The sequence below is a fragment of the Agromyces soli genome (assembly GCF_022811605.1).
In the GTDB taxonomy this organism is placed as follows: domain Bacteria; phylum Actinomycetota; class Actinomycetes; order Actinomycetales; family Microbacteriaceae; genus Agromyces; species Agromyces soli.
On sequence record NZ_CP094533.1, the window covers coordinates 326,354 to 350,901 of the forward strand.

26 protein-coding genes and 1 tRNA gene are annotated in these 24,548 nt (G+C 72.8%); 11 read left to right on the forward strand and 16 right to left on the reverse strand.

What is annotated here, in order from left to right; genetic code table 11:
* Nucleotides 1–76: 76 nt before the first annotated feature.
* Nucleotides 77–1,519, forward strand: coding sequence for a flavin monoamine oxidase family protein (locus MTP13_RS01590; RefSeq protein ID WP_243569324.1), 1,443 nt, complete (start codon nucleotides 77–79; stop codon nucleotides 1,517–1,519).
* Here the strand turns inward: MTP13_RS01590 and MTP13_RS01595 are convergent.
* The 7 genes from MTP13_RS01595 to MTP13_RS01625 form a co-directional block, all read right to left on the reverse strand.
* Nucleotides 1,416–2,204 carry a Pr6Pr family membrane protein gene (locus tag MTP13_RS01595; RefSeq protein ID WP_243569325.1) on the reverse strand — a complete coding sequence of 263 codons (789 nt, stop codon included), beginning with the start codon at nucleotides 2,202–2,204 and terminating at the stop codon, nucleotides 1,416–1,418. The two genes, MTP13_RS01590 and MTP13_RS01595, sit on opposite strands and share 104 nt — an antisense overlap.
* A 31-nt stretch (nucleotides 2,205–2,235) precedes the next feature.
* Complete coding sequence (locus MTP13_RS01600; RefSeq protein ID WP_279399751.1) at nucleotides 2,236–3,054, reverse strand: amino acid ABC transporter ATP-binding protein; 819 nt, start codon at nucleotides 3,052–3,054, stop codon at nucleotides 2,236–2,238.
* Nucleotides 3,041–3,706, reverse strand: a complete 666-nt coding sequence (locus MTP13_RS01605; protein WP_243569326.1) for an amino acid ABC transporter permease — start codon at nucleotides 3,704–3,706, stop codon at nucleotides 3,041–3,043. The genes MTP13_RS01600 and MTP13_RS01605 overlap by 14 nt, the downstream gene beginning before the upstream one ends.
* A gap of 13 nt (nucleotides 3,707–3,719) precedes the next feature.
* Nucleotides 3,720–4,541: an amino acid ABC transporter substrate-binding protein gene (locus MTP13_RS01610; protein WP_243569327.1), complete on the reverse strand. Its 822-nt coding sequence runs from the start codon at nucleotides 4,539–4,541 to the stop codon at nucleotides 3,720–3,722.
* A 124-nt stretch (nucleotides 4,542–4,665) separates the two neighbouring features.
* Complete coding sequence (locus MTP13_RS01615; protein WP_243569328.1) at nucleotides 4,666–6,114, reverse strand: aldehyde dehydrogenase (NADP(+)); 1,449 nt, start codon at nucleotides 6,112–6,114, stop codon at nucleotides 4,666–4,668.
* A 14-nt stretch (nucleotides 6,115–6,128) separates the two neighbouring features.
* Nucleotides 6,129–7,319: an acyl-CoA dehydrogenase family protein gene (locus MTP13_RS01620; RefSeq protein WP_243569329.1), complete on the reverse strand. Its 1,191-nt coding sequence runs from the start codon at nucleotides 7,317–7,319 to the stop codon at nucleotides 6,129–6,131.
* Nucleotides 7,316–8,482 (reverse strand): CaiB/BaiF CoA transferase family protein, encoded by a 1,167-nt coding sequence (locus MTP13_RS01625; protein WP_243569330.1) that lies wholly within the window; start codon nucleotides 8,480–8,482, stop codon nucleotides 7,316–7,318. Before MTP13_RS01625 ends, MTP13_RS01620 begins: the two co-directional genes overlap by 4 nt.
* A gap of 73 nt (nucleotides 8,483–8,555) precedes the next feature.
* On the opposite strand from MTP13_RS01625, the gene MTP13_RS01630 reads away from it, so the two are divergent.
* Nucleotides 8,556–9,314: a FadR/GntR family transcriptional regulator gene (locus tag MTP13_RS01630; protein WP_243569331.1), complete on the forward strand. Its 759-nt coding sequence runs from the start codon at nucleotides 8,556–8,558 to the stop codon at nucleotides 9,312–9,314.
* Nucleotides 9,307–10,029, forward strand: a complete 723-nt coding sequence (locus MTP13_RS01635) for a PDC sensor domain-containing protein (protein ID WP_243569332.1) — start codon at nucleotides 9,307–9,309, stop codon at nucleotides 10,027–10,029. Before MTP13_RS01630 ends, MTP13_RS01635 begins: the two co-directional genes overlap by 8 nt.
* A gap of 66 nt (nucleotides 10,030–10,095) precedes the next feature.
* Here the strand turns inward: MTP13_RS01635 and MTP13_RS01640 are convergent, their stop codons facing one another.
* A complete protein-coding gene (locus MTP13_RS01640; RefSeq protein ID WP_243569333.1) occupies nucleotides 10,096–10,251 on the reverse strand; it encodes a hypothetical protein in 156 nt (51 codons plus the stop codon).
* Nucleotides 10,252–10,508: 257 nt separating this feature from the next.
* Here MTP13_RS01640 and MTP13_RS01645 point away from each other — a divergent pair, with 257 nt between their 5' ends.
* Complete coding sequence (locus MTP13_RS01645; protein WP_243569334.1) at nucleotides 10,509–11,873, forward strand: NAD-dependent succinate-semialdehyde dehydrogenase; 1,365 nt, start codon at nucleotides 10,509–10,511, stop codon at nucleotides 11,871–11,873.
* Between the two features lie 74 nt (nucleotides 11,874–11,947).
* Here MTP13_RS01645 and MTP13_RS01650 read toward each other — a convergent pair whose 3' ends face one another.
* Genes MTP13_RS01650 through MTP13_RS01660 form a run of 3 tightly spaced genes read right to left on the reverse strand, consistent with a single transcriptional unit; the run spans nucleotide 11,948 to nucleotide 13,855 of the window.
* Nucleotides 11,948–12,307: an iron chaperone gene (locus tag MTP13_RS01650; RefSeq protein WP_243569335.1), complete on the reverse strand. Its 360-nt coding sequence runs from the start codon at nucleotides 12,305–12,307 to the stop codon at nucleotides 11,948–11,950.
* A gap of 31 nt (nucleotides 12,308–12,338) precedes the next feature.
* A complete protein-coding gene (locus MTP13_RS01655) occupies nucleotides 12,339–12,953 on the reverse strand; it encodes a bifunctional 4-hydroxy-2-oxoglutarate aldolase/2-dehydro-3-deoxy-phosphogluconate aldolase (RefSeq protein WP_243569336.1) in 615 nt (204 codons plus the stop codon).
* Entirely contained in the window at nucleotides 12,950–13,855 is a 906-nt protein-coding gene (locus MTP13_RS01660) for a sugar kinase (RefSeq protein ID WP_243569337.1), read from the reverse strand. The genes MTP13_RS01655 and MTP13_RS01660 overlap by 4 nt, the downstream gene beginning before the upstream one ends.
* A gap of 95 nt (nucleotides 13,856–13,950) precedes the next feature.
* On the opposite strand from MTP13_RS01660, the gene MTP13_RS01665 reads away from it, so the two are divergent.
* The 6 genes from MTP13_RS01665 (at nucleotide 13,951) to MTP13_RS01690 (ending at nucleotide 19,971) form a co-directional block, all read left to right on the forward strand.
* A complete protein-coding gene (locus tag MTP13_RS01665) occupies nucleotides 13,951–15,225 on the forward strand; it encodes an alanine racemase (RefSeq protein ID WP_243569338.1) in 1,275 nt (424 codons plus the stop codon).
* Nucleotides 15,226–15,238: 13 nt separating this feature from the next.
* On the forward strand, nucleotides 15,239–16,849 hold the full coding sequence (locus tag MTP13_RS01670) for an N-acyl-D-amino-acid deacylase family protein (RefSeq protein ID WP_243569339.1): 1,611 nt from the start codon (nucleotides 15,239–15,241) through the stop codon (nucleotides 16,847–16,849).
* Nucleotides 16,849–17,580 carry an IclR family transcriptional regulator gene (locus tag MTP13_RS01675; protein ID WP_243569340.1) on the forward strand — a complete coding sequence of 244 codons (732 nt, stop codon included), beginning with the start codon at nucleotides 16,849–16,851 and terminating at the stop codon, nucleotides 17,578–17,580. Before MTP13_RS01670 ends, MTP13_RS01675 begins: the two co-directional genes overlap by 1 nt.
* 45 nt (nucleotides 17,581–17,625) lie before the next feature.
* A complete protein-coding gene (locus MTP13_RS01680) occupies nucleotides 17,626–18,009 on the forward strand; it encodes a RidA family protein (protein ID WP_243569341.1) in 384 nt (127 codons plus the stop codon).
* Between the two features lie 138 nt (nucleotides 18,010–18,147).
* Complete coding sequence (locus MTP13_RS01685) at nucleotides 18,148–19,659, forward strand: APC family permease (protein ID WP_243569342.1); 1,512 nt, start codon at nucleotides 18,148–18,150, stop codon at nucleotides 19,657–19,659.
* Nucleotides 19,660–19,668: 9 nt separating this feature from the next.
* The gene (locus MTP13_RS01690; RefSeq protein WP_243569343.1) at nucleotides 19,669–19,971 is read left to right on the forward strand and encodes an acylphosphatase; all 303 of its coding nucleotides are present in this window, start codon (nucleotides 19,669–19,671) and stop codon (nucleotides 19,969–19,971) included.
* Nucleotides 19,972–20,039: 68 nt separating this feature from the next.
* On the opposite strand, the gene rplA is transcribed toward MTP13_RS01690, so the two are convergent.
* From rplA to MTP13_RS01715, 5 genes are all read right to left on the reverse strand, one after another.
* The gene (gene rplA, locus MTP13_RS01695; RefSeq protein ID WP_243569344.1) at nucleotides 20,040–20,729 is read right to left on the reverse strand and encodes a 50S ribosomal protein L1; all 690 of its coding nucleotides are present in this window, start codon (nucleotides 20,727–20,729) and stop codon (nucleotides 20,040–20,042) included.
* 123 nt (nucleotides 20,730–20,852) lie between these two features.
* Entirely contained in the window at nucleotides 20,853–21,281 is a 429-nt protein-coding gene (rplK, locus tag MTP13_RS01700) for a 50S ribosomal protein L11 (RefSeq protein WP_189085629.1), read from the reverse strand.
* Nucleotides 21,282–21,437: 156 nt separating this feature from the next.
* The gene (gene nusG, locus MTP13_RS01705; protein ID WP_189085628.1) at nucleotides 21,438–22,376 is read right to left on the reverse strand and encodes a transcription termination/antitermination protein NusG; all 939 of its coding nucleotides are present in this window, start codon (nucleotides 22,374–22,376) and stop codon (nucleotides 21,438–21,440) included.
* A 71-nt stretch (nucleotides 22,377–22,447) separates the two neighbouring features.
* A complete protein-coding gene (secE, locus tag MTP13_RS01710; RefSeq protein WP_230768106.1) occupies nucleotides 22,448–22,723 on the reverse strand; it encodes a preprotein translocase subunit SecE in 276 nt (91 codons plus the stop codon).
* Between the two features lie 39 nt (nucleotides 22,724–22,762).
* Nucleotides 22,763–22,835: transfer RNA gene (locus tag MTP13_RS01715), tRNA-Trp, on the reverse strand.
* A 158-nt stretch (nucleotides 22,836–22,993) separates the two neighbouring features.
* Between MTP13_RS01715 and dgt the strand changes: the two genes are divergently transcribed.
* A complete protein-coding gene (gene dgt, locus MTP13_RS01720; protein WP_243569345.1) occupies nucleotides 22,994–24,511 on the forward strand; it encodes a dGTP triphosphohydrolase in 1,518 nt (505 codons plus the stop codon).
* Nucleotides 24,512–24,548 lie beyond the last annotated feature (37 nt).

A 24,548-nucleotide genomic window follows, 5' to 3' on the forward strand; every position in this document is an offset into this window, starting at 1 on the left:
CGTCCGCATGGACGCGGGCGATCTCGCGTTTCCGGCTAGCCTGAGAGGCATGCGGGAGCGGGCTGACGGTGGCGGCATGAGCCGCCGAGCGCTCCTGGCCGCCGGGCTGGCGGGGGCCGCCTCGCTCGCGCTCGCGAGCTGCACGGCGGGCCCGAACCCGACCCCGAGCGGCTCGCCCGCGCCGACCCCGAGCCTCTCCCCCACCCCCACGCCGAGCGCCCCGGCCGGCATCCCGCTGCCGAGCGCCATGCGCCGCTCCGCCTGGGCGTCCGACCCCTTCGCCCGCGGCGCCTTCGGCTTCCAGGCCGTCGGCACGACGCCCGAGCTGCGCGAGGCGCTCGCCGAGCCCGTCGCCGATCGCGTCTGGTTCGCGGGCGAGGCCTGCTCGCCCGCGGCGCCGGGCACGCTGCAGGGCGCGCTCTCCTCCGGCCGGCTCGCCGCCCGCTCGCTCGTGGAACGCGCGGAGCCCGGCGAGCGCGTCGCCGTCGTCGGCGCCGGCCTCGCGGGCCTCGCCGCGGCCCGAGTGCTGCAGGACGAGGGCTTCGAGGTGATCGTCGTCGAGGCGCGCATGCGCATCGGCGGGCGCATCGACTCGGTGGAGGACGCCGCGTTCGGCCGCCAGGTCGAGCTCGGCCCGCTCTTCGTGGACGACGACGAGGAGCTCACCGCCCTGCTCTCGGCGAGCGACGTCGCGACGGAGCCCTTCTCGAGCAGCACTCAGACCCGGGCCGCCGACGGCACGGTGCTCGAGGTGCCCGCCACCGGCCCCGACGCCCTCGCCCGTGCGCACGAGTGGGCGCTCGCGCAGGACGTCGACCGCTCCCTCGCCGACGCGCTCCGCGCGAGCGGTGCGGGCGAGCTGCCGCCCGAGGGGTTCGCCTGGGTGCAGCACACCATCCGCACGGGCGTCGAACCGCTGACCGGCGCGGGCGCCACCCTCGTCTCGGGGCGCACCGACCTCGCCGGGCTCGCCGGGGCCTCCCGCCGCCTCGTGACCGGTCGGCTCGCCGACGTCACCGACCGGCTCGCCGACGGCATCGACGTCGCCGCGGGCAGCGCGGTCACCCGCGTGACGATCACCGATCGGCGGGTCGGCCTGCGCCTCGACTCCGGCGAGTCCGTCGCCGCCGACCGCGCGATCATCGCCGTCCCCCTCGGGGTGCTCCAGTCCGACGCCTTCGCGTTCGAGCCGGCGCTGCCCACCGGGCATCAGGAGGCGATCGACGCGCTCCGAACGGGGGCCGTCGACCTGGTCTGGCTCCGCTTCGAAGAGGCGTTCTGGCGGGATGCGACCCCCGGCGAGGGCGAGACGACCGCCGATGCGCAGGCGACGATGCCGCAACTGCTCACCGTCGAGACCCCCTCCCACGTCGCGGGCTGGCTCGACCTCGGCGGCGAGCCCGTGCTCGTCGGCGTCATCGCGGCGTCGCAGGCACGGCTGCTCGACCGGCTCGACGATCAGACGTTCCAGAACGCCGTGCTCGTCGATCTCGCGCCGTACGCCACAGCCCGCGATTGACCGCGACGAGCCCGGCCGTCACGCTCACGAAGATCACGAGCACGACCGCGCAGTAGAGCGCGACGCCCCACGGACCGCCCACCTGCGTCTCGTCGAGGAAGAAGTACGGGTACCAGCCGACGTCGGCGCCGCGGACGAGCGTGTAGCCGAGCCACAGCACCGGGTAGCCGAGCACCCAGGCGAGCGTCGACCACGGCACCCGCGGGTTCACCGCGAGGGCGGCGTCGACGGTCCAGGCGACGAGCGCGAGCGCCGGCACGACGAAGTGCAGCAGCGTGTCCGACCAGGGCACCTCGATGCGGTAGTCCCGGGTCGAGGCGTTCGCCACGATGAGCGCGAAGACGATGCCCGAGATCACGACGTACACGGTCACGATGGTGCGGAGCGTGCCGAGCCAGCGTGGGTCGCGCGGCGCGAGCAGGGCGTAGCCGCCCGCGAGCACGAGCGTCGCGACCGCCGCGAACGCCGACTGCACGGTGAAGTAGCTGAAGAAGTTCGCGGTGGCGAAGGCGCGGAAGCCGAGCACGTAGACGAAGTTGCCGATGAGGGCCACGATCTCGAGCGCGGCGATGCCGAGCCGGAACCAGCCGAGCGCGCGCCGCTGCCCACCGGTGGCGAGGCGCCTGGCCCTCGTGAACGCCCGCGCCCGGGCCGGCGACGCGAGGCCGTCGGTGCGCGGAGTCATCCCTCAACGCTACCGCCGGGGGCCCGGCCGCTCAGTCGAGCGGGCGCAGGATGCGGTCGAGGAATCGGCGCGTGCGCTCCTCGCGCGGCGCGGTGAAGAGCTCCTGCGGCCTGCCGCGTTCGACGACCACGCCGCCGTCGAGGAACAGCACCTGGTCGGCGGCCTGTCTCGCGAAGGCGAGCTCGTGCGTCACGACCACCATCGTCCAGCCCTCGCGGGCGAGCTCCGCGATCACCTGCAGCACCTCGCCGACGAGCTCGGGGTCGAGCGCGCTCGTCGGCTCGTCGAAGAGCAGCAGGTCGGGCTTCAGCGCGAGCGCCCGCACGATGCCGACCCGCTGCTGCTGCCCGCCGGACAGCTCGAAGGGGTACGCGTCGCGCTTCTCGGCGAGGCCGACGCGTTCGAGCAGTGCCGTCGCCTCCGCGATCGCGCGGGCCTTCGGCACCCGCTGCACCTGCACCGGGCCCTCGATGACGTTCTGGAGCACGGTGAGGTGCGGGAAGAGGTTGTGGTGCTGGAACACCATCGCCGAGCGGTCGCGCAGGGCGAGCCGCTGCTGCTTCGCCGCCTTCGCCGGCCCGAGCGCCTGCGCCGCGAAGTCGATCACCGGGCCGCCGTCGAGGTCGAGCACGCCCGCGTCGGGGGTCTCGAGCCCGTTCAGCGAGCGCAGCACGGTCGTCTTGCCCGAGCCGCTCGGGCCGATCAGCACGACGACCTCGCCGCGGCGCACCTCGAAGTCGATGCCGCGCAGCACCGCGTTCTCACCGAAGGCCTTCCGGAGGCCGGCGGCCCGCAGCAGCGGGCGCTCGGCGGGCGACGGGTCACCGGGCACGGGGTCAGTGGGCGACATAGCGATCGAGCCTCCGCTCCAGGGCGCTCTGCCCGCTCGACAGCGCGAGGCAGATGAGCCAGTAGACGAGTGCGGCCTCGAGGTACAAGAGCATGAACTCCTGGCTGAAGGCCGCGATCTGCTGCGACACCTTGAACAGCTCGGTCACGAGGATGAGCGAGGCGAGCGAGGTGTCCTTCACGAGCGAGATGAACGAGTTCGACAACGGCGGCACCGACACCCGGGCCGCCTGCGGCAGGATGATCCGCCGCAGGGTCCTCGCGTGCGACATGCCGATCGTGTAGCCGGCCTCCCACTGCCCCTTCGGCACCGAGAGGATCGCCGCCCGGATGATCTCGGCGGCATAGCCGCCGACGTTCAGCGAGAACGCCGCGATCGCGCTCGGCCACGGGTCGATGACGACGCCGATCGCCGGCAGCCCGTAGAAGATCACGAAGAGCTGCACGAGCAACGGCGTGCCGCGGATGATCGAGATGTAGACCCGGGCGATGCCCGAGACGACCCGGTTCCGGGAGAGGCGCATGAGCGCGACGCCCAGGGCGAGCACGAGTCCGATCGCGAAGGAGGCGAGGGCGAGCGGGATGGTCCCGCTCACCGCACCCCAGACGATCGGCCAGAAGGAGTCGAGGAAGAGCTGCCAGCCGTCGGCCATAGTCAGGACGGTACTACTGGGAGACGTCCTGGCCGAAGTACTTCTCGCCGATCTTCGCGAGCGTGCCGTCGGCCTGCAGCTTCGCGAGCGCCTCGTCGACCGCCTTCACGAGCGCGGTCTTCTGCTTGGTGAAGGCGAAGGCGCTCTGGGTCGGGTCGGTCTCGGCCGCGACGGCGAGCTTCGCGTCGGGGTGCTCCTTGACGTAGTCGAGGTAGGTCAGCTCGTCGTTCACGGTCGCGTCGACGCGGCCCTGCTCGAGCAGGGCGACGGCCTGGGCCCAGCCCTCGACGGACTGCACGTTCGCGCCGGCCTCCTGGGCGAGGGTGTAGAAGTTGCTCGTCAGCGACTGGGCGGTGGTCTTGCCCTCGAGGTCGGCGAAGCTCGTGATCGAGGTGTCGCCGTCCTTCACGACGACGACGCTCGGCGAGACGGTGTACGGGGTCGAGAGGAGGTACTTCTCCTCGCGCTCCGGGTTGATCGAGACCTGGTTCGCGATGACGTCGAAGCGGCCCGCCTCGAGCCCCGCGAAGATCGCGTCCCACTGGGTCTCCTGGAACTCGACCTTCAGCCCGAGCTCGTCGGCGACCGCCTCGGCGACCTCGACGTCGTAGCCGACGAGCTCGCCCGAGCCCTCCTCGTGATACGTGAACGGCCGGTAGGTGCCCTCGGTCGCCACGGTCAGCGTGCCCGGCTTCAGCAGCCCGTACTCGTCGTCCGCGGAGCCGCTCTGCGCCGCCGATCCGGCACCGCCGCTCGAGCAGGCGGCGAGGGCGATCACGGCGACGACGGACGCGGCGGCGCCGATGGCGGCGCGGAGACGGCGGGGACTGGGCATCGGTGGTGCTCCGTTTCGGAAGGCCGCGGGTGTGCGGCGCTGGTGGGACGCCCGGTAGTCCAGCACAGGGCGCCGCCTTCCAGAAACCGCGTGACGCCCCGTTGCATTCCCGCGTCCGGCGCCGCTACGCCTCGAGCACCCCGTCCACCCGGCGCGGCACGCCCGCCGGGTTGCCGTCGCGCAGCTCCACCGGCAGCACTCCCTGCGGCGCGTCCTGGTACGCGACGGGCGTCAGGAAGCGTCGGATGGCGCTCGCGCCGACCGAGGTGTGCACCGACGCGGTCGAGGCGGGCCATCCGCCGCCGTGGTGCTGCGCCCAGGCGATCGCGACGCCCGTCGGCCAGCCGTTGTAGAGCACGCGGCCGGCGATCCGGGCGAGCGCGGCGCTCGCCCGGGCGAGGAGCTCCTCGTCGTCGGATGCCGCGTGCCGCACGGTGCCGGTGAGGCTGCCCTCGAGCCGGGCGAGCGCCCGGTCCAGCTCGCCGCCGGGTGCGGCGTCGTCGTAGCGGACGAGCAGGGTGAGCGGCCCGAAGTGCTCCTCCTGGAACGCGGCCGGGTCGGCGAGGAAGGCGGCGATGTCGGTGGCGACGATCGTCGGCCGGGAGACGCCGGGCTCCGGCGCGGCGGCGCCGTCGACGAGGAGCTCGACGTCGTCGCGCGCGGCGATGCCGCTCGCCCCCTCGGCGAACGCGCTCGTCATGCCCTCGGTGAGCAGGCGCTGACCGGGCGCCTCGGCGGCGGCGCTCGCGAGCGCGGCCTCGAAGCCGGTGCCGCGGGGCACGAACACGAGGCCGGGCTTCGTGCAGTACTGGCCGCCGTCGCGGGTGAAGGAGCCGGCGAGGCCGGCGGCGAGCCCGGCCGCGTCCTCCGTGGCGGCGGCCGGCGTCACGACGACCGGGTTGATCGAGCCGAGCTCGCCGTAGAACGGGATCGGCTCGGGGCGCGAGGCGGCGAGGTCGAACAGCGCGCGGCCGCCGCGGGTCGAGCCGGTGAAGCCGACGGCGCGCACGAGCGGATGGCGCACGAGTTCGATGCCGGCATCCATCCCCTCGACGAGGACGAGCGCGTCGGCCGGGCCGCCGGCCGCGGCGAGCGCCTCGCGCGCGATCGCCGCGGTGCGGCGGGACAGCTCGGGATGCCCCGGATGCGCCTTCACGACGACGGGGTCGCCGGCGGCGAGCGCCGAGGCGGTGTCGTTGCCGAGCACTGAGAAGGCGAAGGGGAAGTTCGACGCCGCGAACACGGCGACGACCCCGAGCGGACGCAGGATGCGCCGCAGATCGGGGCGCGGCGGCAGCAGCGAGGCGTCGGGCCGGTCGAGGGTCGCCTCGAGGTAGGAGCCCTCCTCGATGACGCCGGCGAAGAAGCGCAGCTGCGTCGCGGTGCGGGTGACCTCGCCGTCGAGCCGGGCCTCGGAGAGGTGGGTCTCCCGGTTCGCGAGCTCGACGAGCTCGGCGCGGTGCGCCTCGAGCGCGTCGGCGATCGCGCGGAGCCAGCCGGCCCGATCGCTGCGTTCGCTGCGCTCGAGCCCGCTGACGGCGGCCGCGCGGACGGCCTCGTCGACAGTCGTCATCGCTGCGCCTCCGCTCAGAATGCGTTCAGGCCGGTCAGCGCCCGGCCGAGGATGAGCTGGTGGATCTCGTCGGTGCCCTCGTAGGTGCGCACCGACTCGAGGTTCGCCGCGTGCCGCATCACCGGGAAGGCGTTGGTGATGCCGTCGCCGCCGAGGATGGTTCGCGCCTCGTGGGCGATGGCGAGCGCCTCGCGCACGCTGTTCAGCTTGCCGACCGAGATCTGGGCCGGGGTGAGTCGGCCGGCCTCCTTGCGGCGGCCGAGGTGCAGGGCGAGCAGCATGCCCTTCTCGACCTCGAGGAGCATGTCGGCGAGCTTCGCCTGGGTGAGCTGGTTCGCGCCGATCGGCTTGCCGAAGACCTCGCGGGTGATCGAGCGGTCGAGGGCGACCTCGAGGCAGGAGCGCGCGGCGCCCATCGCGCCCCAGACGATGCCGTAGCGCGCCTCGTTCAGGCAGCCGAACGGCCCGGAGAGCCCCTCGGCGCCCGGCAGGATCGCGTCGGCGGGGAGCCGCACGCCGTCGAGCTCGATGTCGCACTGCACGCTCGCCCGCATGGAGAGCTTGCCGTCGATCGGGGTCGCGGTGAAGCCCGGGGTCGTCGTCGGCACGAGGAAGCCGCGCACCGCCTTCGCGCCCTCGCCGTAGGCGGGGTCGTCGACCCGGGCCCAGACCACGGCGACGTCGGCGAGCGAGGCGAGCCCGATCCAGCGCTTCGCGCCGTCGAGCACCCAGCCGTCGCCGTCGCGGCGGGCGACGGTCGTCATCGCGGCGGGGTCGCTGCCGCCCTGCGGCTCGGTGAGCGCGAAGCAGCCGATCAGCTCGCCCTTCGCCATGCCGGGCAGCCACTGCTGCTTCTGCTCCTCCGAGCCGTACTTGTGGATGGCGCTCATCGCGAGCGATCCCTGCACCGAGACGAAGGTGCGCCAGCCCGAGTCGGCGGCCTCGAGCTCGAGGCAGACGAGGCCGTAGCTCACCGCACCGGCGCCCGCGCAGCCGTAGCCGCTCAGGTGCATGCCGAGGAAGCCCGCGGCGCCGAGCTCGGGGATGAGCTCCTTGCGGAAGTGCTTCTGCTCGAAGTCGTCCTCGATGATCGGCAGAATGCGGTCCTGCGCGAACGCGCGGGCCCGCTGCTGCCAGCCGCGCTCCTCCTCGCTCAGCAGTTCGTCGAAGTCGAAGACCTGGTCGATGCGGGGTGCGGTGGTCATCGGGATTCCTTTCCTTGGCCGGTCGAGGCGTCGTTCCAGTCGGCGCCCGCGTGCTGGTCGAGTGCGGGCGGCGGGGTGCGGTAGGCGGGGGCGGACTCGGACAGCCCGATGGGGTTCGCGACGGTGCGGCTCTGCGCGATCTCGGCCACGGGCTCGAGCCCGAGGGATTCGGCGAAGGCGATGGCCTCGGCGACGTCGTTCACGAGGCCGGCCGGCACGCCGCGCTCGGCGAGACGAGCGACCCACGCTGCAGCGGGAGCGGCGGCGAGGGCGGCCTCCAGCTCGGCCCGCAGGTGCTCGCGGTGGGCGACGCGCGCCTCGTTCGTCGCGTAGCGCTCGTCGTCGGCGAGGCCGGGGATGCCGAGCGCGGCCGTGAGCGCACGGAACTGCTTGTCGTTGCCGACGGCGATGACGAGGTCGCGGTCGGCGGCGGGGAACACGGCGTAGGGCGCGATGGAGGGGTGCTGGTTGCCGAGGCGGCGCGGCGCCCGCCCGGTGACGAGCGTCGATGCGGCCTGGTTGGTGAGCGCGGCGAGCAGGCTCTGCAGCAGGTTCACCTCGACGAGCTGGCCGCGGCCGGTGCGTTCGCGCTCGCGGAGGGCCAGCAGGATGCCGGCGACGGCGTTCTGCCCGCAGAGCACGTCGACGAGGGCGACGCCCGCCTTCGCCGGTTCGCCCTCGGGCTCGCCGGTGATCGACATGAGCCCGCCGACGGCCTGCACGAGCAGGTCGTATCCGGCGAGCGCGGCTCCCTCGCCGGTGCCGAAGCCGGTGATGGAGCAGTAGATCGCGCGCGGATTCAGTGCCCGCACCTCGTCGTACGAGAGCCCGAAGCGGGCCATCACGCCGGGGCGGAAGTTCTCGATCACGACGTCGGCGCTCGCGGCGAGGCGCCTGGCCTCGGCGAGGCCGGCCTCGCTCGTGAGGTCGAGGGCGACGGAGCGCTTGTTGCGGTTCACGCTGCCGAAGTAGGTGGCGTTGCCGGCGGCGTCGACGGGCGGCTTCCAGTGCCGGGTGTCGTCGCCGGAGGGCGACTCGATCTTGATGACGTCGGCGCCGAAGTCGGCGAGCGTCATGGTGGCGTAGGGGCCGGCGAGGACGCGGGAGAAGTCGGCGACGCGGAGCCCCGCGAGCACGCCCGGCCGCTCGGTCTCACTCGTCATCGCTCGCCTCCATCACCGTCGATCTTCATTCATCCTATAGTGAATCTTTAACTCCTGTGAAAAGCTGTGCGCTATGGGATCGAGGGTGGGCCCGGGAGCGCGCGAGGCCGTGTTCGCGCAGCTGTCGGACGCCGGCCGCGCCGAACAGGTCGCGCAGCGGCTCACCGACGGCATCGTGCTCGGGGTGCTGCACCCCGGCGAACGCCTGCCGAGCGAGCCCGAGCTCGCCCGCCGCTTCGGCGTCGCGCTCATCACCGTGCGCGAAGGGCTCGGCATCCTCCGCGACGCCGGTCTCGTCGAGACCCGCCGCGGCCGCGAGGGCGGCAGCTTCGTCGTGCACGACGACGCCGAGCACCGCGCGCTGCTCACCGCCAGGCTCCGCGCGCTCGCGCAGGTCGAGCTCAGCGACATGGCCGTCTACTTCGGCGCGATCCTCGCGGGCATCGCCGAGCGCGCCGCCGAACGCGCCGCCGAGCCAGAGGCGGTCCGGCTCGCCGAGTGGCTCGACGCCGCCGACTTCGGCACCGCGGCATCCGCCCGCACGAACCAGGGCGGCTTCTTCCTCGAACTCGCCGTGCTCAGCCAGTCGGCGCGCCTCGTGCGCGAGCAGATCCGGCTGCAGGCCGACGCCGGACCGCTGCTGCTGCTCGGCCTCGACGAGGCGGACGAGCGCGCGAGCGCCGCCGAGACCGACCGGCGCATCGTCACCGCCGTCGCCGCGCACCGCCCGGCCGAGGCGCGCGCCGCGGTCGGCGCCCTCGTCGCGAGCCTCGCCGAACGGCTGCTCGCCGCGAAGGCCCGCGTCGAACGTGGGGGCGGGATCGATGACTGAGCACGGGCTGCCCGCCGGCGCCGAGGCGGCCGCCGCGGCCGTGTCGCGGCTGTTCACGGGCGTGTTCGAGCAGCTCGCCGCGTGGCGCGCGCCCATCGAGCGCGCGATCGCGCCCGGCGTGAAGCCGCTCGCCCTCGACCAGCTCGTCTCCGAGCTCGTCATCCCCCGGCTCGTCGAGCCGGACGCCCTCCTCGTCGGCGCCGGCTTCATCGCCGACGGCGAGATCGTGCACGGCCGCGACGTGCACTTCGCCTGGTGGCTCGGCCCGCTCGACGACAACCCCGTGCTCGGCTCCACCGACGGCCCCACCCGCCTCGACCTCTCCACCCGCGGGTACACGGAGTACCTGCGGGACTTCCGCGCCCTCGAGTGGTACCGCATCCCCGCGACGACGCGGCACGCGCACGTCACCGGGCCGTTCGTCGACCACCTCTGCACCTGCGACTACATCCTCACCCTGACGATGCCCGCGCACGCCGCCGACGGCGAGCGGATGGTCGGGGTCGTCGGCGCCGACGTCGCCGTGCGCCGGCTCGAGCGGGAGCTGCTCGCGGGGTTCCTCGCCGTCGACGCGCCCCTCGCCCTCGTCAACGCCGACGGCCGCGTCGTGCTCTCCACCGAGCCCTCGCTGCAGGTCGGGCAGCTCGCGAGCTCGTCCGCCGCGGCGCTCGACTGCGCCTCGACGCCCTTCCGCGTGCTCGTCGCCCCGGCCTGAGCGCCCCCTCAGCGCGGCACGAGCAGCGTGGACTCCGGAAGGGCCGCGTCGAGCTGGTACGCGTCGTTACTCGTCGGCGAGTGCGGCGGCCAGCTCGTAGTCATTGATGGCTCGGCCGAGGCTCAGCACCGGCAGACGCGACTGCGGGTCACGGGTGAACTCGAACTCAGGCTGCAGGCCGGCGAGCCCCGCCATGGTCAGCTCGGCGATCACGCGGGACAATGACTGATTCCGAGAGGCGGCGAGCTCGCGCACGCGATGGTGCACAGCCGGAGGGAGATCGATGCTCGTACGCATGTCACCAGGCTCTCGCATCACGAGTCATGCAGCTCTGATGCACGACCAATCGCGCCAACGTCCAGCTGTGCATCCGCAGAGACCGGCCCCGATCAATCATCCGCTGCTATATCTTTGAAGGACGAGCGTATGCACCGCGGCAGACGGACTCTGGCGTGCGTGCACCCGAGAAGGAGAACCCCATGCCCTATGCCGTGACCAACCCCGCCACCGGCGAGGTCGTCAAGAGCTACGACACGATCACCGACGAGGCGCTGCAGGCCGCGATCGCCAAGGCCACCGAGGCGCACCGCACCTGGTCGAAGAACTCCACCGTCGCCGAGCGCGCCGCCCTCATCCGCCGCGTCGCCGAGCTGCACACCGAGCGCATCGACGAGCTCGCCGACATCATCGTCCGCGAGATGGGCAAGCCCCGCGAGCAGGCCGTCGGCGAGGTCGAGTTCTCGGCCGCGATCTACGAGTACTACGCCGACCACGCCGAGTCGCTCCTCGCCGACGAGGAGATCGAGCTGCTCGCGGGCGAGGGCTCGGCGCTCATCCGCCGCTCCTCGCTCGGGCCGCTGCTCGGCATCATGCCGTGGAACTTCCCGTACTACCAGGTCGCCCGCTTCGCCGGCCCGAACCTCATCATCGGCAACACCATCCTGCTCAAGCACGCCGAGCAGTGCCCCGAATCGGCCGCCGCCATCGAGCGCATCTTCCTCGACGCCGGCTTCCCCGAGGGCGCCTACGTCAACATCTACGCCTCGCACGAGCAGATCGAGCAGGTCATCGCCGACCCGCGCGTGCAGGGCGTCTCGCTCACCGGCTCGGAGCGCGCCGGCGCGAAGGTCGCCGAGATCGCCGGCCGCTACCTGAAGAAGGTCGTGCTCGAGCTCGGCGGCTCCGACCCCTTCATCCTGCTCTCGACCGACGACCTCGACGCGACCGTCGAGGCGGCCGTCATGGCCCGCGTCGACAACAACGGCCAGGCCTGCAACGCCGCCAAGCGCTTCATCGTCGCCGACGAGCTCTACGAGCCCTTCCTCGAGAAGTTCACCGCCGCGATGAACGCCGTCGAGGAGGGCGACCCCGCCAAGGACGGCACCGCGCTCGGTCCGCTGTCCTCGGCCAAAGCCGCCGACACTCTGCAGGAGCAGGTCGACCGCGCCGTCGCCCAGGGCGCCACCCTGCACTCGGGCGGCACCCGCAGCGACAACTACTACTCGGCCACGATCCTCACCGACGTGAAGCCCGGCTCGGACGCCTTCCACGAGGAGTTCTTCGGCCCGGTCGCGCAGGTGTTCAAGGTCGCCGACGAGGACGCCGCCGTCGAGCTCGCGAACGACACCCCGTTCGGCCTCGGCTCCTACGTCTTCACCACCGACCGCGAGCAGGCCCTCCGCGTCGCCGACAAGATCGAGGCCGGCATGGTCTTCGTGAACGTCGTCGGCGCCGACGGCGCCGAGCTGCCCTTCGGCGGCATCAAGCGCTCGGGCTCGGGCCGCGAGCTCGGTCGCTTCGGCGCCGACGAGTTCGTCAACAAGAAGATGATCCGCATCGGCTGATCCGGCCGGTCACGACGGCGGATGCCGCAGGCGCAGGCCTGCGGCATCCGCCGTCTCCGCGTCCCGGCCCCGGCTCAGCGCCGGTCGAGGCGCGCGTCGATCTCGGCGATGCGGGCGCTCAGGATGCGACGCAGCAGCTCGTCGGGCAGCTGGTGCTCCGCGCTGAACTGCACGGTGCCCTTCGACCAGGCGAAGCCCGCGAGCTCGTCCGCGAAGCCCTCGAGCACGGTGCCGCTGAACGGGTAGAAGCCGAGGTGGTGCTTCGCCTGCATCGCCGAGACGAGGCCCTTGCCCCGGTGCAGCAGGGCGGGCATGCCGTAGCTCTCGCCCTCGCTCGCGTCCGGTGCGATCTCGTGCGCGATGCGGATGACCCGCTCGAGCGCGGCCCGCTCGGGCCCGCTGCGCTCGTCGAGGTAGTCGGTGACGGTTCCCATGGCGGCATCCTGCCAGCCCGGACCGGCGCTGTCAGCCCCGCCGCAGCAGCTCGGCGAGACGCGCGAGCTGCGACTCGTCCTCGAGTGCCGAGCCGACGGCCACCGAGCGCACCCCGGCGGCGAGGAAGTCGCCGGCGTTCCCGGCGTCGAGCCCGCCCGTCGCGACGAAGCGCACCTCGGGGAACGGGCCGCGCATCGCCCGGAACCAGCCCGGCCCGAGCGAGGCGGCGGGGAACGCCTTGAGCCAGCTGAGCCCGAGCGCCGCCGCCCGCTGCACCTCGGTGGCCGTCGCGACGCCCGGCAGGGGCGGCAGCCCGGCCGCCGCGGAGGCGCGCACCACGGCTTCGTCGAAGCCGGGGCTCACGGTGAACGCGGCGCCCGCGCGGGCGGCGAGCTCCACCTGCTCGGCGCTCACCACCGTGCCGGCGCCGACGACGCGAGCGGTGCCGCGCGCGGCCTCGGCGACGAGGCGCAGCGCCTCGACGTCCTCGGCGGACTGGATCGGCAGTTCGACCGCGTCGATGCCGAGCTCCCAGGCGCGCTCCGCGAGTTCCAGGCTGCGCCGCGGGCCGAGCCCGCGGAAGATCGCCATCACGGGCGCGCCCCCGAGCAGCTCGGCGATCTCGGCGTTGTCGATCCGGGTCATTCTTCGTTCCTCTCCTCACGGGGCACGTCGCTCGTGCCCGCGATGGTCAGCACGGCGCGCGCATGACCGGCGGAGAGCCGCGCCTCGGCATCCGCGTCGTCGAGCCAGGCGGCGATCCACCCCGCGGCGAACGCGTCGCCCGCGCCCACCACCTCGACGGCCGTCGTCGGCGTCGCCGGCACGTGGGCGGCGGGCGCGCCGTCGGAGAACTCCGTCGCGCCGACCGCGCCGTCCTTCACGATCAGCTGCGCGGGCTCCGGCAGCAGTTCGCGGACCGACTCGGCGGTGCCCGTGGCCCAGAGCGCCTCGGCCTCGTCGCGGCCGACGAAGACGAAGCGGGCGCGGCGGGCGAGCTCGAGCAGTCGCTCGGCGGCGGCGGCCCGCGACGGCCACAGCGCCGGCCGGTGGTTCACATCGAAGCTCACGGGCACGCCGGCCGCGGCGGCGGCGTCGAACAGCGCGTCGACGAGCTCGTCGCAGCGCACCGAGAGCGCGGGGGTGATGCCGCTCAGGTGGAGAAGCCGCGCGCCGGCCACGGGCAGGCCGCCCACGGCGTCCGCGCCGAGCCTGGATGCCGCGGAGCCGGCCCGGTAGTAGTGCACCCCGTCGCCGGGGTCCTTGAAGTAGACGCCGGTGGGCGCCGCGGCGTCGCACCGCGCCCAGGCCGTGTCCACTCCGAGCGCGTCGAGCTGGGCGAGCAGCCGGCGGCCGAGCGGGTCGTCGCCGACCGCGCCCGCCCAGGCCGCCCGGCGTCCGAGCGCGGCGAGATGCGCGGCGACGTTCGACTCCGCGCCGCCCGGCTCGACGCGGAAGTCGACGGCGGACTCGAGCGGCTCGGCGCGGGCGGGCACGACGAGCGCCATCGTCTCGCCGACGGTCAGGACTTCAGGGATGGGCGGCACGGCCCTATGCTGACTCGTGTGCAGATGACGCGCAAGCCGGTTGCAGTATCTGCACACGTTCCGAACGACCGATCACGCCGCCGGCGAGGAGACGCATGACGCTCGCGCTCGACCGACTGCACGACGAGCCGCTGACGCCCGCCGACACGGGCCTGCCGGCTCGCGCGGCCGGGCTCACCGCCCGCGCCTTCCTGGCCACGGCGCCGACGCTCGACGAGTTCTGGACGCCCCTCACGGTGCTCGACCGGGCGGCCCTCGACCACAACGCGACGACCGTGCAGCGCTGGGCGAGCGGGGCCGGCCTCGAGCTCATGCCGCACGGCAAGACCACGATGGCCCCGCAGCTCTGGGCGCTGCAGCTCGACCGCGGCGCGAGCGGGCTCACCCTCGCGACCCCCGGCCAGCTGCGCACCGCGCGCGCCTTCGGCGCCGACCGGCTCATGCTCGCGAACGCGCTCGTCGCCCCGGCGGCGCTCGCCTGGCTCGCGGGCGAACTCGCCGACTCCGGCTTCCGCTTCCACTGCTGGGTCGACTCGATCGAGACCGTCGAGGCGATGGAACGCGGCCTGGCCCCGCTGCCCTCGCTCCCCCGTCCGATCGAGGTGCTCGTCGAGCTCGGCGGCGCCGGCGGCCGCACGGGCGCCCGCTCGCTCGCCGACGCCCTCGCGCTCGCCCGCCGCGTCGTCGCCTCGCCCGTGCTGCGCCTGGCCGGGGTCGCCGGCTACGAGGGCGCACTGGCCCACGACCGCAGCACCGCCGGCCTCGCCGCCGTGCGCGGCTACCTCGAGGCGATGCTCGAACTGCGCGGCGGCCTCGCCGAGCTCGTCGACGAGGCGGCTCCGCTCATCGTCACGGCCGGCGGCAGCGCCTACCCCGACCTCGTCGCCGAGGTCTTCGCCCCCGCGATCGCCGCGACGACGGCGTCGGGCCGGCCGGGGCGCTGGATCCTCCGCTCGGGCGCCTCGCTCGTGCACGACGAGGGCTTCTACCACGGCATCTCGCCGCTCGACGCGGAGCTCGTGCCCGCGATGCGCGGCTACGCGCGCGTCGTCTCCCGCCCGGAGCCGGGGCTCGCCCTGCTCGACGGCGGGCGGCGCGACTTCCCCTTCGACGAGGGGCTGCCCCGGCCGCTCTCGGTCTCCGCCGAGCTCGGCGACGCGGTCGCCCGCCCGATCCCCGGCACCGAGGTCACCGCGGTGAACGACCAGCACGCCTTCCTCCGCGGCGAGGCGCTGCCCCTCGGCGTCGGCGAGGTCGTCGCGCTCGGGCTCTCCCACCCGTGCACGGCGTTCGACAAGCGCCGGTGGCTGCCCGTCGTCGAACATGCGGGCAGCACGCGGGTGGTCGACCTCGTCCGGACCTTCTTCTGAGCGGACGACGAGCATGAGCGATCCCCGAACCGTCGTCCGCGAGGTCCGACTCGACCCCGCCGCCGAGCCAGTCGACCTCGTCCTCGACGGCGAGCGCATCGCCGCGGTCCAGCCCAGCAGCGACCGCGGCCCGTCCCCCGTGCGATCCGCCGAGCGGTCCATCGCGGGCGAGGGGCGGCTCGTGCTGCCCGGCTTCGTCGACGCGCACTCGCACGCCGACGCCCGCGTCTTCGACCCCGAGGTGCAGCTCGCGCTGCTGCGGCAGGGTGTCACGAGCGTCATCGGCGGGCAGGACGGCGTCGGCTTCGCGCCGGGCGACGGGCGGTACGCCGACGAGTACTTCGCCGCCGTCAACGGCCGGCACCCGAGCTCAGCCGGCGGCGGGGTCGGCGAGCTGCTCGCAGGCTACGACGGCAGCACCCCGCTCAACGTCGGCGTGCTCGTGCCCGCCGGCACCGTTCGCCACGAGGTGCTGGGCCGCTCCGCGTCTCCGGCGACGACCGAGGAGCTCGCCGCGATGCGCGCCCTCGTCGCCGCCGGGCTCGACGAGGGCGCCCTCGGCCTGTCGAGCGGCCTCGACTACGTGCCCGGCATCTTCGCCGACGTCGACGAGCTCGCCGGGCTCGCCGCGGCCCTCGGCGAGCGCGGCGGCGTCTACGTCTCGCACCTCCGCGGCGGCTACGAGGCGAACTCCGCGGCCGGCATCGCGGAGCTCGCCCGGATCGGCCGCCGGGCCGGCGCCCCCGTGCACGTCTCCCACTTCCACGCCGAGCCGGCGATCGTGCACGGGCTCATGGCCGAGCTCGTCGAGGCCGGCCTCGACGCGGGCTTCGACGCCTACCCGTACGGGCGGGGCTGCTCCCTGCTCGCCATGCCGCTGCTGCCCCCGGAACTCGGGGTGCGCCCCACCGAGGAGCTCGTGGGGCTGCTCGCCGACGAGCTGGTGCGCGCGGAGCTCGTGCGCGACTGGTTCCCCGGCATCGCCGACTACCCGAGCCTCGGTCCGGCGTGGCCGGAGATGCTCGTGTTCGGCCACCTCGCGGCGCCCGAGCTCGACTGGGCGCACGGGTTGACGCTCGCCGAGGCGGCCGCCCGCGTCGGCCGGAGCCCGGCCGAGTTCGCCCTCGACGCCCTCGTCGCCAGCCGCCTCGAGGTCAACGTCGTGATGGCCGTGCAGCGGGAGCGGACCGCGGCGGAGCTCGCCGCCATCCTCGCCCACCCCCGGGCCATGGGCGGCTCCGACGGGATCTTCGTCGGCCGGCATCCGCATCCGCGGGCGCGCGGCAGCTTCGCCCGCTACCCGCGCGAGCTCGTGCTCGAACACGGCGTGCTCGACTGGGCCGGCCTCGCCGCCTTCGCCTCGACGCGGGCAGTGGAGCGCTTCGGCCTCGGCCGGCGCGGCCGCATCGAGGCCGGCGCGATCGCCGATCTCGTGCTGCTCGACCCCGCTTCCGTTCGCGACACCGCCACGTACGCCGCACCGCTCGGGCTCGCCGAGGGGATCGACGACGTGCTCGTGGCGGGCATCCCCGTGCTCGCCGGAGGCCGGCTCACCGGCGCGACGCCCGGCCGGGGGCTGCGCCGCGCCGGCTCGCCCGCCGCCGCGAACGAGGGGAGGCGCTGATGTCGCAGAGCGTGGAGCGGGCCGCCCGCATCATCGACGCCGTCGCCGAGTCGCCGCGCACCGTCGCCGAGCTCGCCGAGGCCTTCGGGCTGCACCGTTCGACCATGTTCCGCGAGCTGCAGTCGCTCGAGCAGGTCGGCTGGGTGCGCCGGCGCAGCTCCGGCCGCTACGCGCTCGGCCCGCGGCTCGCCGCGCTCTCCCGGGAGGCCCTCGAGTCCCTCGACCTGCGCGAGGCCGGCAGCGAGCATGTGCGCCGGCTGCACCGCCGCACGGGCAACACGGTGCACCTCGCGGCGCTCATCGACGGCTCGATCGTCTACGTCGACAAGGTGGAGGATGCCTCGGGCGTGCGCATGTACTCCCGGATCGGCAAGGCCGTGATCCCCTACTGCTCGGGGGTGGGCAAGGCCATCCTCGCCGAGCTGCCCGAGACCGAGCGGGACGCGGTGCTCGCGGACGTCGACTGGGCGCCGTTCACCGAGCGCACGATCACGAGCCGGGCCCGCTTCGACGTCGAGCTCGACCGGGTGGCCGCCGCCGGCTACGCCGCCGACGACCGCGAGTTCGAGCCCTTCGTGAACTGCCTGGCCGTGCCGGTGAGCTCGAGCATGGGCGTCGTCGGCGCCGTGTCGGTCACCGCCATCCGCATGGTCGCCGACCTCGACGCGCTGAAGCAGCACCTCCCCGCCCTCCGCGCCACGGCGGCGGCGATCGCCGCCGAGCTCGGCTGAGACCCGATCCATCCACCCACCCACCCACCGAATCAGGAGCACGCAATGCCGAAGACCGCCGTCACCCTCTCGAACGCGCCGAAGCCCGCCGGGCCCTACAGCCACGGCGTCGTCGCGAACGGTTTCCTCTACACCGCCGGCTTCGGCCCGCAGGACCCGGCGACGGGCCTCGTCGTCGAGGGCGGCGTGCAGGAGCAGACCCGCCAGGTGCTCCGCAACATCGGCGCCGTGCTCGCCGAGTACGGGCTGGGCTTCGACGACGTCGTCAAGGTGACCGCGCACCTCGAGGACCTCGCTGACTTCGCGGAGTACAACGAGGCCTACGCCGAGTTCTTCCAGGAGCCCTATCCGGTGCGCACCACGGTCGGCTCGCGCCTCGCGAACATCCTCGTCGAGATCGACGTCGTCGCGGCCGTGCCGCAGTCCTGATCGCCCGGGGTCCCCTCGAATCATCCGGTTCTATAGCTTTAGGACCGCAGCTCTGGCTATGCTGGCGCTCGACCCGCGCGACCGGCCCACGCGACCGGCCCTCGTGACGCGAGATCAACGACGATCGAAGGGACCCCCATGCCTGCAGAACCCGAGGTCACCCACCTCGACGACGCCGAGCACCTCCAGGTGCTCGGCTACGACGACTCGTTCAACCGCTCGATGAGCCTGTGGGCGAACTTCGCCCTCGGCTTCACCTACCTCTCGCCGCTCGTGGGCGTGTACTCGCTGTTCGCCGTCGCGCTCACGATCGGCGGCCCGCCGTCGATCTGGTGGATCGTGATCGTCGGCTGCGGGCAGCTGCTCGTCTCCCTCGTGTTCGGCGAGATCGTCTCGCAGTACCCGATCCACGGCGGCATCTACCCCTGGGCGCGTCGGCTCTGGGGCCGGCGCTACGCGTGGATGGCGGCCTGGGTCTACATCTGGGCGATGATCGTCACGATCACCGCGGTCGCCGAGTTCGGCTCCGGCTTCGTCGCAAGCCTCTTCGACCTCGAGCTCACCCCCGGAGTGAACCTCGCGATCACGCTCGGCCTGCTGCTGCTCGCCTTCGTGTTCAACTTCTCGGGCACGAAGACGCTCGCCCGGGTCGCCCAGATCGGCCTCGCCGCCGAACTCATCGGCGTCATCGGCCTCGGCCTCTACCTGCTGATCTTCCAGCGCAAGCACGACTTCGGCATCTTCTTCAACACGATGGGCGTCGAGGGCGACGGCAGCTACGCGGTGGCCTTCCTCGGCGCCGCGCTCGCCGGGCTCTTCCTCTTCTACGGCTTCGAGGCCTGCGGCGACGTCGCCGAGGAGGTCTCGAACCCCGCCAAGCGCATCCCACGGGCGATGATGATGACGATCCTCGTCGGCGGCGTCTCCGCGCTGTTCTCCTTCGGCGGCTACGTGCTCGCCGCCCCGAACCTCGAAGCGATCGTCTCCGGCGAGGACGCGGACCCGATCCCCGGCATCCTGGCCGACACCCTCGGCCCGGTCGGTGCGAAGATCTTCCTCGTCGTCGCGATCACCGCGTTCATCTCCTGCGTGCTGAGCCTCCAGGCGGCGGCGAGCCGGCTGCTGTTCTCCTTCGCCCGCGACGGGATGATCCCGGGACACACCTGGCTCGCCAAGGTCTCGCCGCGCAACAAGGTGCCGACGAACGCCCTCATCGTCGCCTGCACGGTGCCCGCGATCATCAGCGTGCTGATCTTCTTCAACGGCAACCTGCTCGTGCCGATCACCTCCTTCGCGGTGCTCGGCATCTACCTCGCGTTCCAGATGGTGGTGCTCGCCTCGCTCCGGCAGCGGGCGAAGGGCTGGCGCCCGGCCGGACCGTTCTCGCTCCGCGGCGCCGGCGTCGTGGTGAACATCCTCGCGCTCGCCTACGGCGTCTTCGCGATCGTGCTCATCGCGCGACCCGGGGAGTCCGGCGACGTGTTCGCCGACTGGGTCGTGCTGATCGGCCTCGGCATCGTGCTCGTGACCGGGCTCGCCTATCTGTTCATCGCACGCCCCGACCGCAAGTCGAGCGCGCCCGAGGGCGATGCCATCGCGGTCGCCGAGGCGATCCGCACCCGCACCGGGGCGACGCCCGTCAGGCGGTAGCGTGGCGGGGTGATCCGCCGCCACGTCCTCGTCTCCGGCCACGTGCAGGGGGTCGGCTACCGCTACCTCGCCCGCAAGCACGCCGAGCGGCTCGGCATCGCGGGCTGGGTGCGGAACCTCCCCGACGGGCGGGTCGAGGCCGAGATCGAGGGCGAGGACGCGGCGGTCGAGACCATGCTGCGCCGGCTCGAGGCCGGTCCGCCCGGGTCCCGGGTGACCGGCCTCGAGGTCGCCGAGCGGCCACTCGCCGAGCCGGGCGAGCGGGCGGCAGCGCCGGGCGAGGGCGGCCGGCGCTTCCAGATCCTGCGCTGAGGCGCACCCCAGAACACGCAGAACGGCCCGCCGGATCACCGGCGGGCCGTTCTGTGGTCTGAGCGGACTCAGATGGCGTTGACGTCCAGCGGGATGCCGGGGCCGAACGTGGTCGACACGGCGCCCTTCTGGATGTAGCGGCCCTTCGAGCTCGACGGCTTGAGGCGCAGGACCTCTTCGAGCGCAGCCTTGGCGTTCTCCTCGAGCTGCTCGGCCGAGAAGGAGGCCTTGCCGACGACGAAGTGCACGTTGGCGTGCTTGTCGACGCGGAACTCGATCTTGCCGCCCTTGATGTCGGAGACGGCCTGGCCGACGTTCGGGGTCACGGTGCCGGTCTTCGGGTTCGGCATGAGGCCGCGCGGACCGAGCACCTTGCCGAGACGGCCGACCTGGCCCATGAGCTCGGGCGTCGAGACGGCCGAGTCGAAGGCGGTGTAGCCCGCCGCGACCTTCTCGATGAGCTCGGCGCCGCCGACCTCATCGGCGCCGGCGGCGATCGCAGCCTCGGCGGCGGGGCCGGTCGCGAACACGATGACGCGGGCGGTCTTGCCGGTGCCGTGCGGGAGGATGACGGTGCCGCGCACCATCTGGTCGGCCTTACGGGGGTCGACGCCGAGCTTCAGCGCGACCTCGACGGTCGAGTCGAACTTCGCCGAGCCGGTCTCCTTGGCGAGGGCGACGGCCTCGCTCGGGGTGTAGTACTTGCCGGCCTCGATCTTCTCGACCGCGGCCCGGTAGGCCTTGGACTTCTGTGCCATGTTGCTTCTCCTTGCGAGAATGTGGTCATCGCGCCTGGCGGGCGCTGCCACGAATGAGAGTTCTGAAGGCGGATGCCTCGAGGCATCCATCCGACGGGCTCAGCGAATGAGCCCGCGAGGCGATTACTCGACCGTGATGCCCATCGACCGGGCGGTGCCGGCGATGATCTTCGACGCGGCGTCGAGGTCGTTCGCGTTCAGGTCGGACATCTTCTGCTCGGCGATCGCACGGACCTGGTCGGGGCTGATCTTGCCCACCTTGGTGGTGTGCGGGACGCCCGAACCCTTGGCGACGCCGGCGGCCTTCTTGATGAGCTCCGCGGCGGGCGGGGTCTTCAGGATGAAGGTGAAGCTGCGGTCCTCGTAGACGGTGATCTCGACGGGGATCACGTTGCCGCGCTGCGACTCGGTGGCCGCGTTGTAGGCCTTGCAGAACTCCATGATGTTCACGCCGTGCTGACCCAGCGCCGGACCGATCGGCGGGGCGGGGTTGGCGGCGCCGGCGTTGATCTGAAGCTTGATCAGACCAGTGACCTTCTTCTTCGGTGCCATGATTTCTCTCTTTCTGTTCGAACGCCCCCGGTGGGGCACTCTCCCGTCACTCCGGCGGTTCCGGGTGGCGGTGGATCGTGTGGTTCGGGCGGGCCGAACGCAGCACAACCCTCCGAGTATACCGGAGGGTCGGCTGGACGTGCGCTGCGGCGGCTGCTAGAGCTTCGTGACCTGGTCGAAGCTGAGCTCGACCGGGGTCTCGCGCTCGAAGAGCGAGACGAGGACCGTGAGCTTGCCGCTCTCGGGCTTGATCTCGCTGATCGTGCCGGGCAGGCCGGCGAAGGAGCCGTCCTTGATGGTGATGGTCTCGCCGACCTCGAAGTCGACCTCGGCCTGCACCTGGCGGGCGGCGCCGGACGCGGCGGCGGCCTTCGAGCCCTTCGCGGCGGGAACGTCGGCGGGGGCGACGAGGCTCTTCAGCATGCCGAAGGCCTCCTCGAAGCGCAGCGGCGTCGGGTTGTGGGCGTTGCCCACGAAGCCGGTGACGCCCGGCGTGTGGCGGATGACCGACCACGAGTCCTCGTTGAGCTCCATGCGCACGAGCACGTAGCCGGGGATGCGCACGCGGGTGACCATCTTGCGCTGGCCGTTCTTGATCTCGACGACATCTTCCATCGGCACTTCGACCTGGTAGATGTAGTCGGCCATCGCCATCGACTCGCGTCGCTGCTCGATGTTCGCCTTCACGCGGCGCTCGAAGCCCGCGTAGGAGTGGATGACGTACCACTTGCCCGGCAGGAAGCGCAGCTCGGCGCGGAACTCCTCGTACGGGTCGAACTCGTCCTCGGCCTCGGTCTCGGCCTCTTCTTCGACGGCCTCCGCGGCCGCCTCGGCCTCGTCGGCGGAATCGATGTCGAGGGCGTCGTCGACGACCGCGTCGGCCTCGGGGTCGCTCGCCTCGGCGAGGGAGTCGAGGACGGCGTCGAGGTCGACCTCGTTGCCCTCGTCGTCCACCACGTGGACGGCGACGTGCTCGGCCGCCTCGGAGGAGTCCTCCTCGTGCTGGTTGACGTTGCCCGTCTGCGCCTCGTCGTCCTCGGCCGACTGCTCGGCAGCCGTGGCCCAGTCGACGTCGTCGCGCTCAGTCCTTGACACTTCTGATCCTTACTTCGTGAGTCCCGACCGGCACTCGGCGAGTCTCGGTCGACGTGGGCCCGAAGCCCCGATCAGACTCCCGGTTGCCCGAAGACGTACACCACCAGCAGACCGAACAGCTGGTCGAGGCCCCAGACGAGCGCCATCATGATGATGACGAAGACGAGCACGACGATCGTGAAATTGACGAGCTCCTTGCGGGTCGGGGTGACGACCTTCTTCAGTTCTGCGATGACCTGACGGATGAACAGGGCGATCCGGGCGAACGGATTCCGACGCGCAGCGCGGTCGCGCTTGGCGTTGGCGACGACATCCTCGCTGGGTTCGTCGATGATCTTCCGGGCCACCTGTACACCTTTCGTGGGCCGGCATTCACTGCCGGCTCGCAGGGCGGACAGGACTCGAACCTGCAACCTGCGGTTTTGGAGACCGCTGCTCTACCAATTGAGCCACCGCCCTAGGCCCCCGTTGCTGGGGCCGAGGAGGCTGCCCGTCTCGCCGCAACCGACCGCGTCCGAAACGGATTTCGGGCGCAGTGAAGCATTGCCGGAACAAGCAACCTCACCCAGTCTATGCGACGCGAGCGGCTCGCGCGAACCGACGCCTACATTGGGACCATGACCCCGGACCGCGCCGCCCGCCGCACGCCCGAACCGAGCTCGAGCGTCGAGGTCACCGGCGAGCACTCCCAGTTCCGCCTCGACCTCGAGCGGATCCGCTTCTCGCCCTACTTCTCGCGACTGTCCGCCGTGACCCAGGTCATCGCGCAGCCGGGCGCCGGTCCCCTCATCCACAACCGGCTCACCCACTCGATCAAGGTGACCGCCGTGGCCCGCGCGATCGCCGTCGGCTTCGCCGACCCCGCCTCGCCGGCCAATTCCCTCGCCCGCGAGCACGGCTGCGACGCGGTCGTCGTGCAGGCCGCCGCGAGCGCGCACGACCTCGGCCACCCGCCCTTCGGCCACCTCGGCGAGCGCGTGCTCGACCGGCTCGCCCGCGAGACGCTCGGACTCGCCGACGGCTTCGAGGGCAACGCGCAGAGCTACCGCATCCTCGCGACCCTCGACGTCAGCGCCGTCGCCCCGCACGGACTGAACCTCACCTCCGCGGTGCGGGCCGCCGTCGCGAAGTACCCGTGGACGCGGTTCGCCCGCCCCGTGCCGTTCCCCGACGGCGGCCTGCCGCGCGGGCTCCGGCTCGTCGACGGCGCCGTCGAGGCCGGCAAGTTCTCGGCGTACGACCTCGATGCCGCCGACCTCGCCGCGGCGCGCACCGGGCTGCCGCCCATGGCGCAGTCGCTCGAGTGCTCGATCATGGACACCGCCGACGACATCGCCTACTCAATCCACGACGTCGACGACTTCTACCGGGCCGGTCTGCTCAGCCAGGGCGCCGTGGCGCGGGAGTTCCGCGGCTGGACGCAGGCCGCGACCGAGCTGCGCGAACTCGCCGACGAGGAGCTCGCCGCCCGGACCGCGCCGCCCGGCTCCGCCCTCGAGGCGCTCCGCCGCAAGCTCCGCCGCTCCGACGGCTGGATCGCCGACGACGACGCCTTCGCCGCCGCGGTCGACGTCGTCGCCGACGATCTCGTCGACGGGCTGCTCGCCTCCCCCTTCGACGGCTCGATCGCGTCCGAGCGGGCGCTGTCCTCCTTCACGAACGGCTGGATCGGGCACCTGCAGACCTCGGTCGTGCCCGCGCCGCCCGGCGTCGCCCGCACGGGCCTCGTCACGCTCGACCAGGGCGCCTGGCACGAGGTGGAGATCCTGAAGTTCGTGCACCGCCACTTCATCCTCGACCGGGCCGACATCGCGATGTACCAGCGCGGGCTCAGCCGGGTGCTGACCCGCGCCGTGAAGGGGCTCACCGCGTGGGCGAGCGACGAGTACGACCGGCACCGGGTGCCGCAGCGGCTGCGCGAGCTCATCGAGATCGCGACCGACGGCTACGCCCTGCTCCGGCGCACGCGGCCGGAGGGCGTGCCGGTGCCCGAGGTCGGCGAGCTCGCCCGGCTCGGCGCGGGCCGCGGCGTCGTCGACTACGTCGCCTCGCTCTCGGACGACCAGGCGCTCGCGGTGTCCGAGGCGATCGACGGCCGGCCGGACCGGCTCTGGGACATCGGTCAGAACCTCTGATTCCACGGCGGATGCCGGTCGGATCGACGGTTCGGCC

What these genes read in the sequence shown, in the direction of transcription:
- MTP13_RS01590 (WP_243569324.1), top strand. Translation starts at nt 77, where the DNA reads ATGAGCCGCCGAGCGCTCCTGGCCGCCGGGCTGGCGGGGGCCGCCTCG.
- MTP13_RS01595 (WP_243569325.1), bottom strand. Translation starts at nt 2,204, where the DNA reads ATGACTCCGCGCACCGACGGCCTCGCGTCGCCGGCCCGGGCGCGGGCG.
- MTP13_RS01600 (WP_279399751.1), bottom strand. Translation starts at nt 3,054, where the DNA reads ATGTCGCCCACTGACCCCGTGCCCGGTGACCCGTCGCCCGCCGAGCGC.
- MTP13_RS01605 (WP_243569326.1), bottom strand. Translation starts at nt 3,706, where the DNA reads ATGGCCGACGGCTGGCAGCTCTTCCTCGACTCCTTCTGGCCGATCGTC.
- MTP13_RS01610 (WP_243569327.1), bottom strand. Translation starts at nt 4,541, where the DNA reads ATGCCCAGTCCCCGCCGTCTCCGCGCCGCCATCGGCGCCGCCGCGTCC.
- MTP13_RS01615 (WP_243569328.1), bottom strand. Translation starts at nt 6,114, where the DNA reads ATGACGACTGTCGACGAGGCCGTCCGCGCGGCCGCCGTCAGCGGGCTC.
- MTP13_RS01620 (WP_243569329.1), bottom strand. Translation starts at nt 7,319, where the DNA reads ATGACCACCGCACCCCGCATCGACCAGGTCTTCGACTTCGACGAACTG.
- MTP13_RS01625 (WP_243569330.1), bottom strand. Translation starts at nt 8,482, where the DNA reads ATGACGAGTGAGACCGAGCGGCCGGGCGTGCTCGCGGGGCTCCGCGTC.
- MTP13_RS01630 (WP_243569331.1), top strand. Translation starts at nt 8,556, where the DNA reads ATGGGATCGAGGGTGGGCCCGGGAGCGCGCGAGGCCGTGTTCGCGCAG.
- MTP13_RS01635 (WP_243569332.1), top strand. Translation starts at nt 9,307, where the DNA reads ATGACTGAGCACGGGCTGCCCGCCGGCGCCGAGGCGGCCGCCGCGGCC.
- MTP13_RS01645 (WP_243569334.1), top strand. Translation starts at nt 10,509, where the DNA reads ATGCCCTATGCCGTGACCAACCCCGCCACCGGCGAGGTCGTCAAGAGC.
- MTP13_RS01650 (WP_243569335.1), bottom strand. Translation starts at nt 12,307, where the DNA reads ATGGGAACCGTCACCGACTACCTCGACGAGCGCAGCGGGCCCGAGCGG.
- MTP13_RS01655 (WP_243569336.1), bottom strand. Translation starts at nt 12,953, where the DNA reads ATGACCCGGATCGACAACGCCGAGATCGCCGAGCTGCTCGGGGGCGCG.
- MTP13_RS01665 (WP_243569338.1), top strand. Translation starts at nt 13,951, where the DNA reads ATGACGCTCGCGCTCGACCGACTGCACGACGAGCCGCTGACGCCCGCC.
- MTP13_RS01670 (WP_243569339.1), top strand. Translation starts at nt 15,239, where the DNA reads ATGAGCGATCCCCGAACCGTCGTCCGCGAGGTCCGACTCGACCCCGCC.
- MTP13_RS01675 (WP_243569340.1), top strand. Translation starts at nt 16,849, where the DNA reads ATGTCGCAGAGCGTGGAGCGGGCCGCCCGCATCATCGACGCCGTCGCC.
- MTP13_RS01680 (WP_243569341.1), top strand. Translation starts at nt 17,626, where the DNA reads ATGCCGAAGACCGCCGTCACCCTCTCGAACGCGCCGAAGCCCGCCGGG.
- MTP13_RS01685 (WP_243569342.1), top strand. Translation starts at nt 18,148, where the DNA reads ATGCCTGCAGAACCCGAGGTCACCCACCTCGACGACGCCGAGCACCTC.
- rplA (WP_243569344.1), bottom strand. Translation starts at nt 20,729, where the DNA reads ATGGCACAGAAGTCCAAGGCCTACCGGGCCGCGGTCGAGAAGATCGAG.
- rplK (WP_189085629.1), bottom strand. Translation starts at nt 21,281, where the DNA reads ATGGCACCGAAGAAGAAGGTCACTGGTCTGATCAAGCTTCAGATCAAC.
- dgt (WP_243569345.1), top strand. Translation starts at nt 22,994, where the DNA reads ATGACCCCGGACCGCGCCGCCCGCCGCACGCCCGAACCGAGCTCGAGC.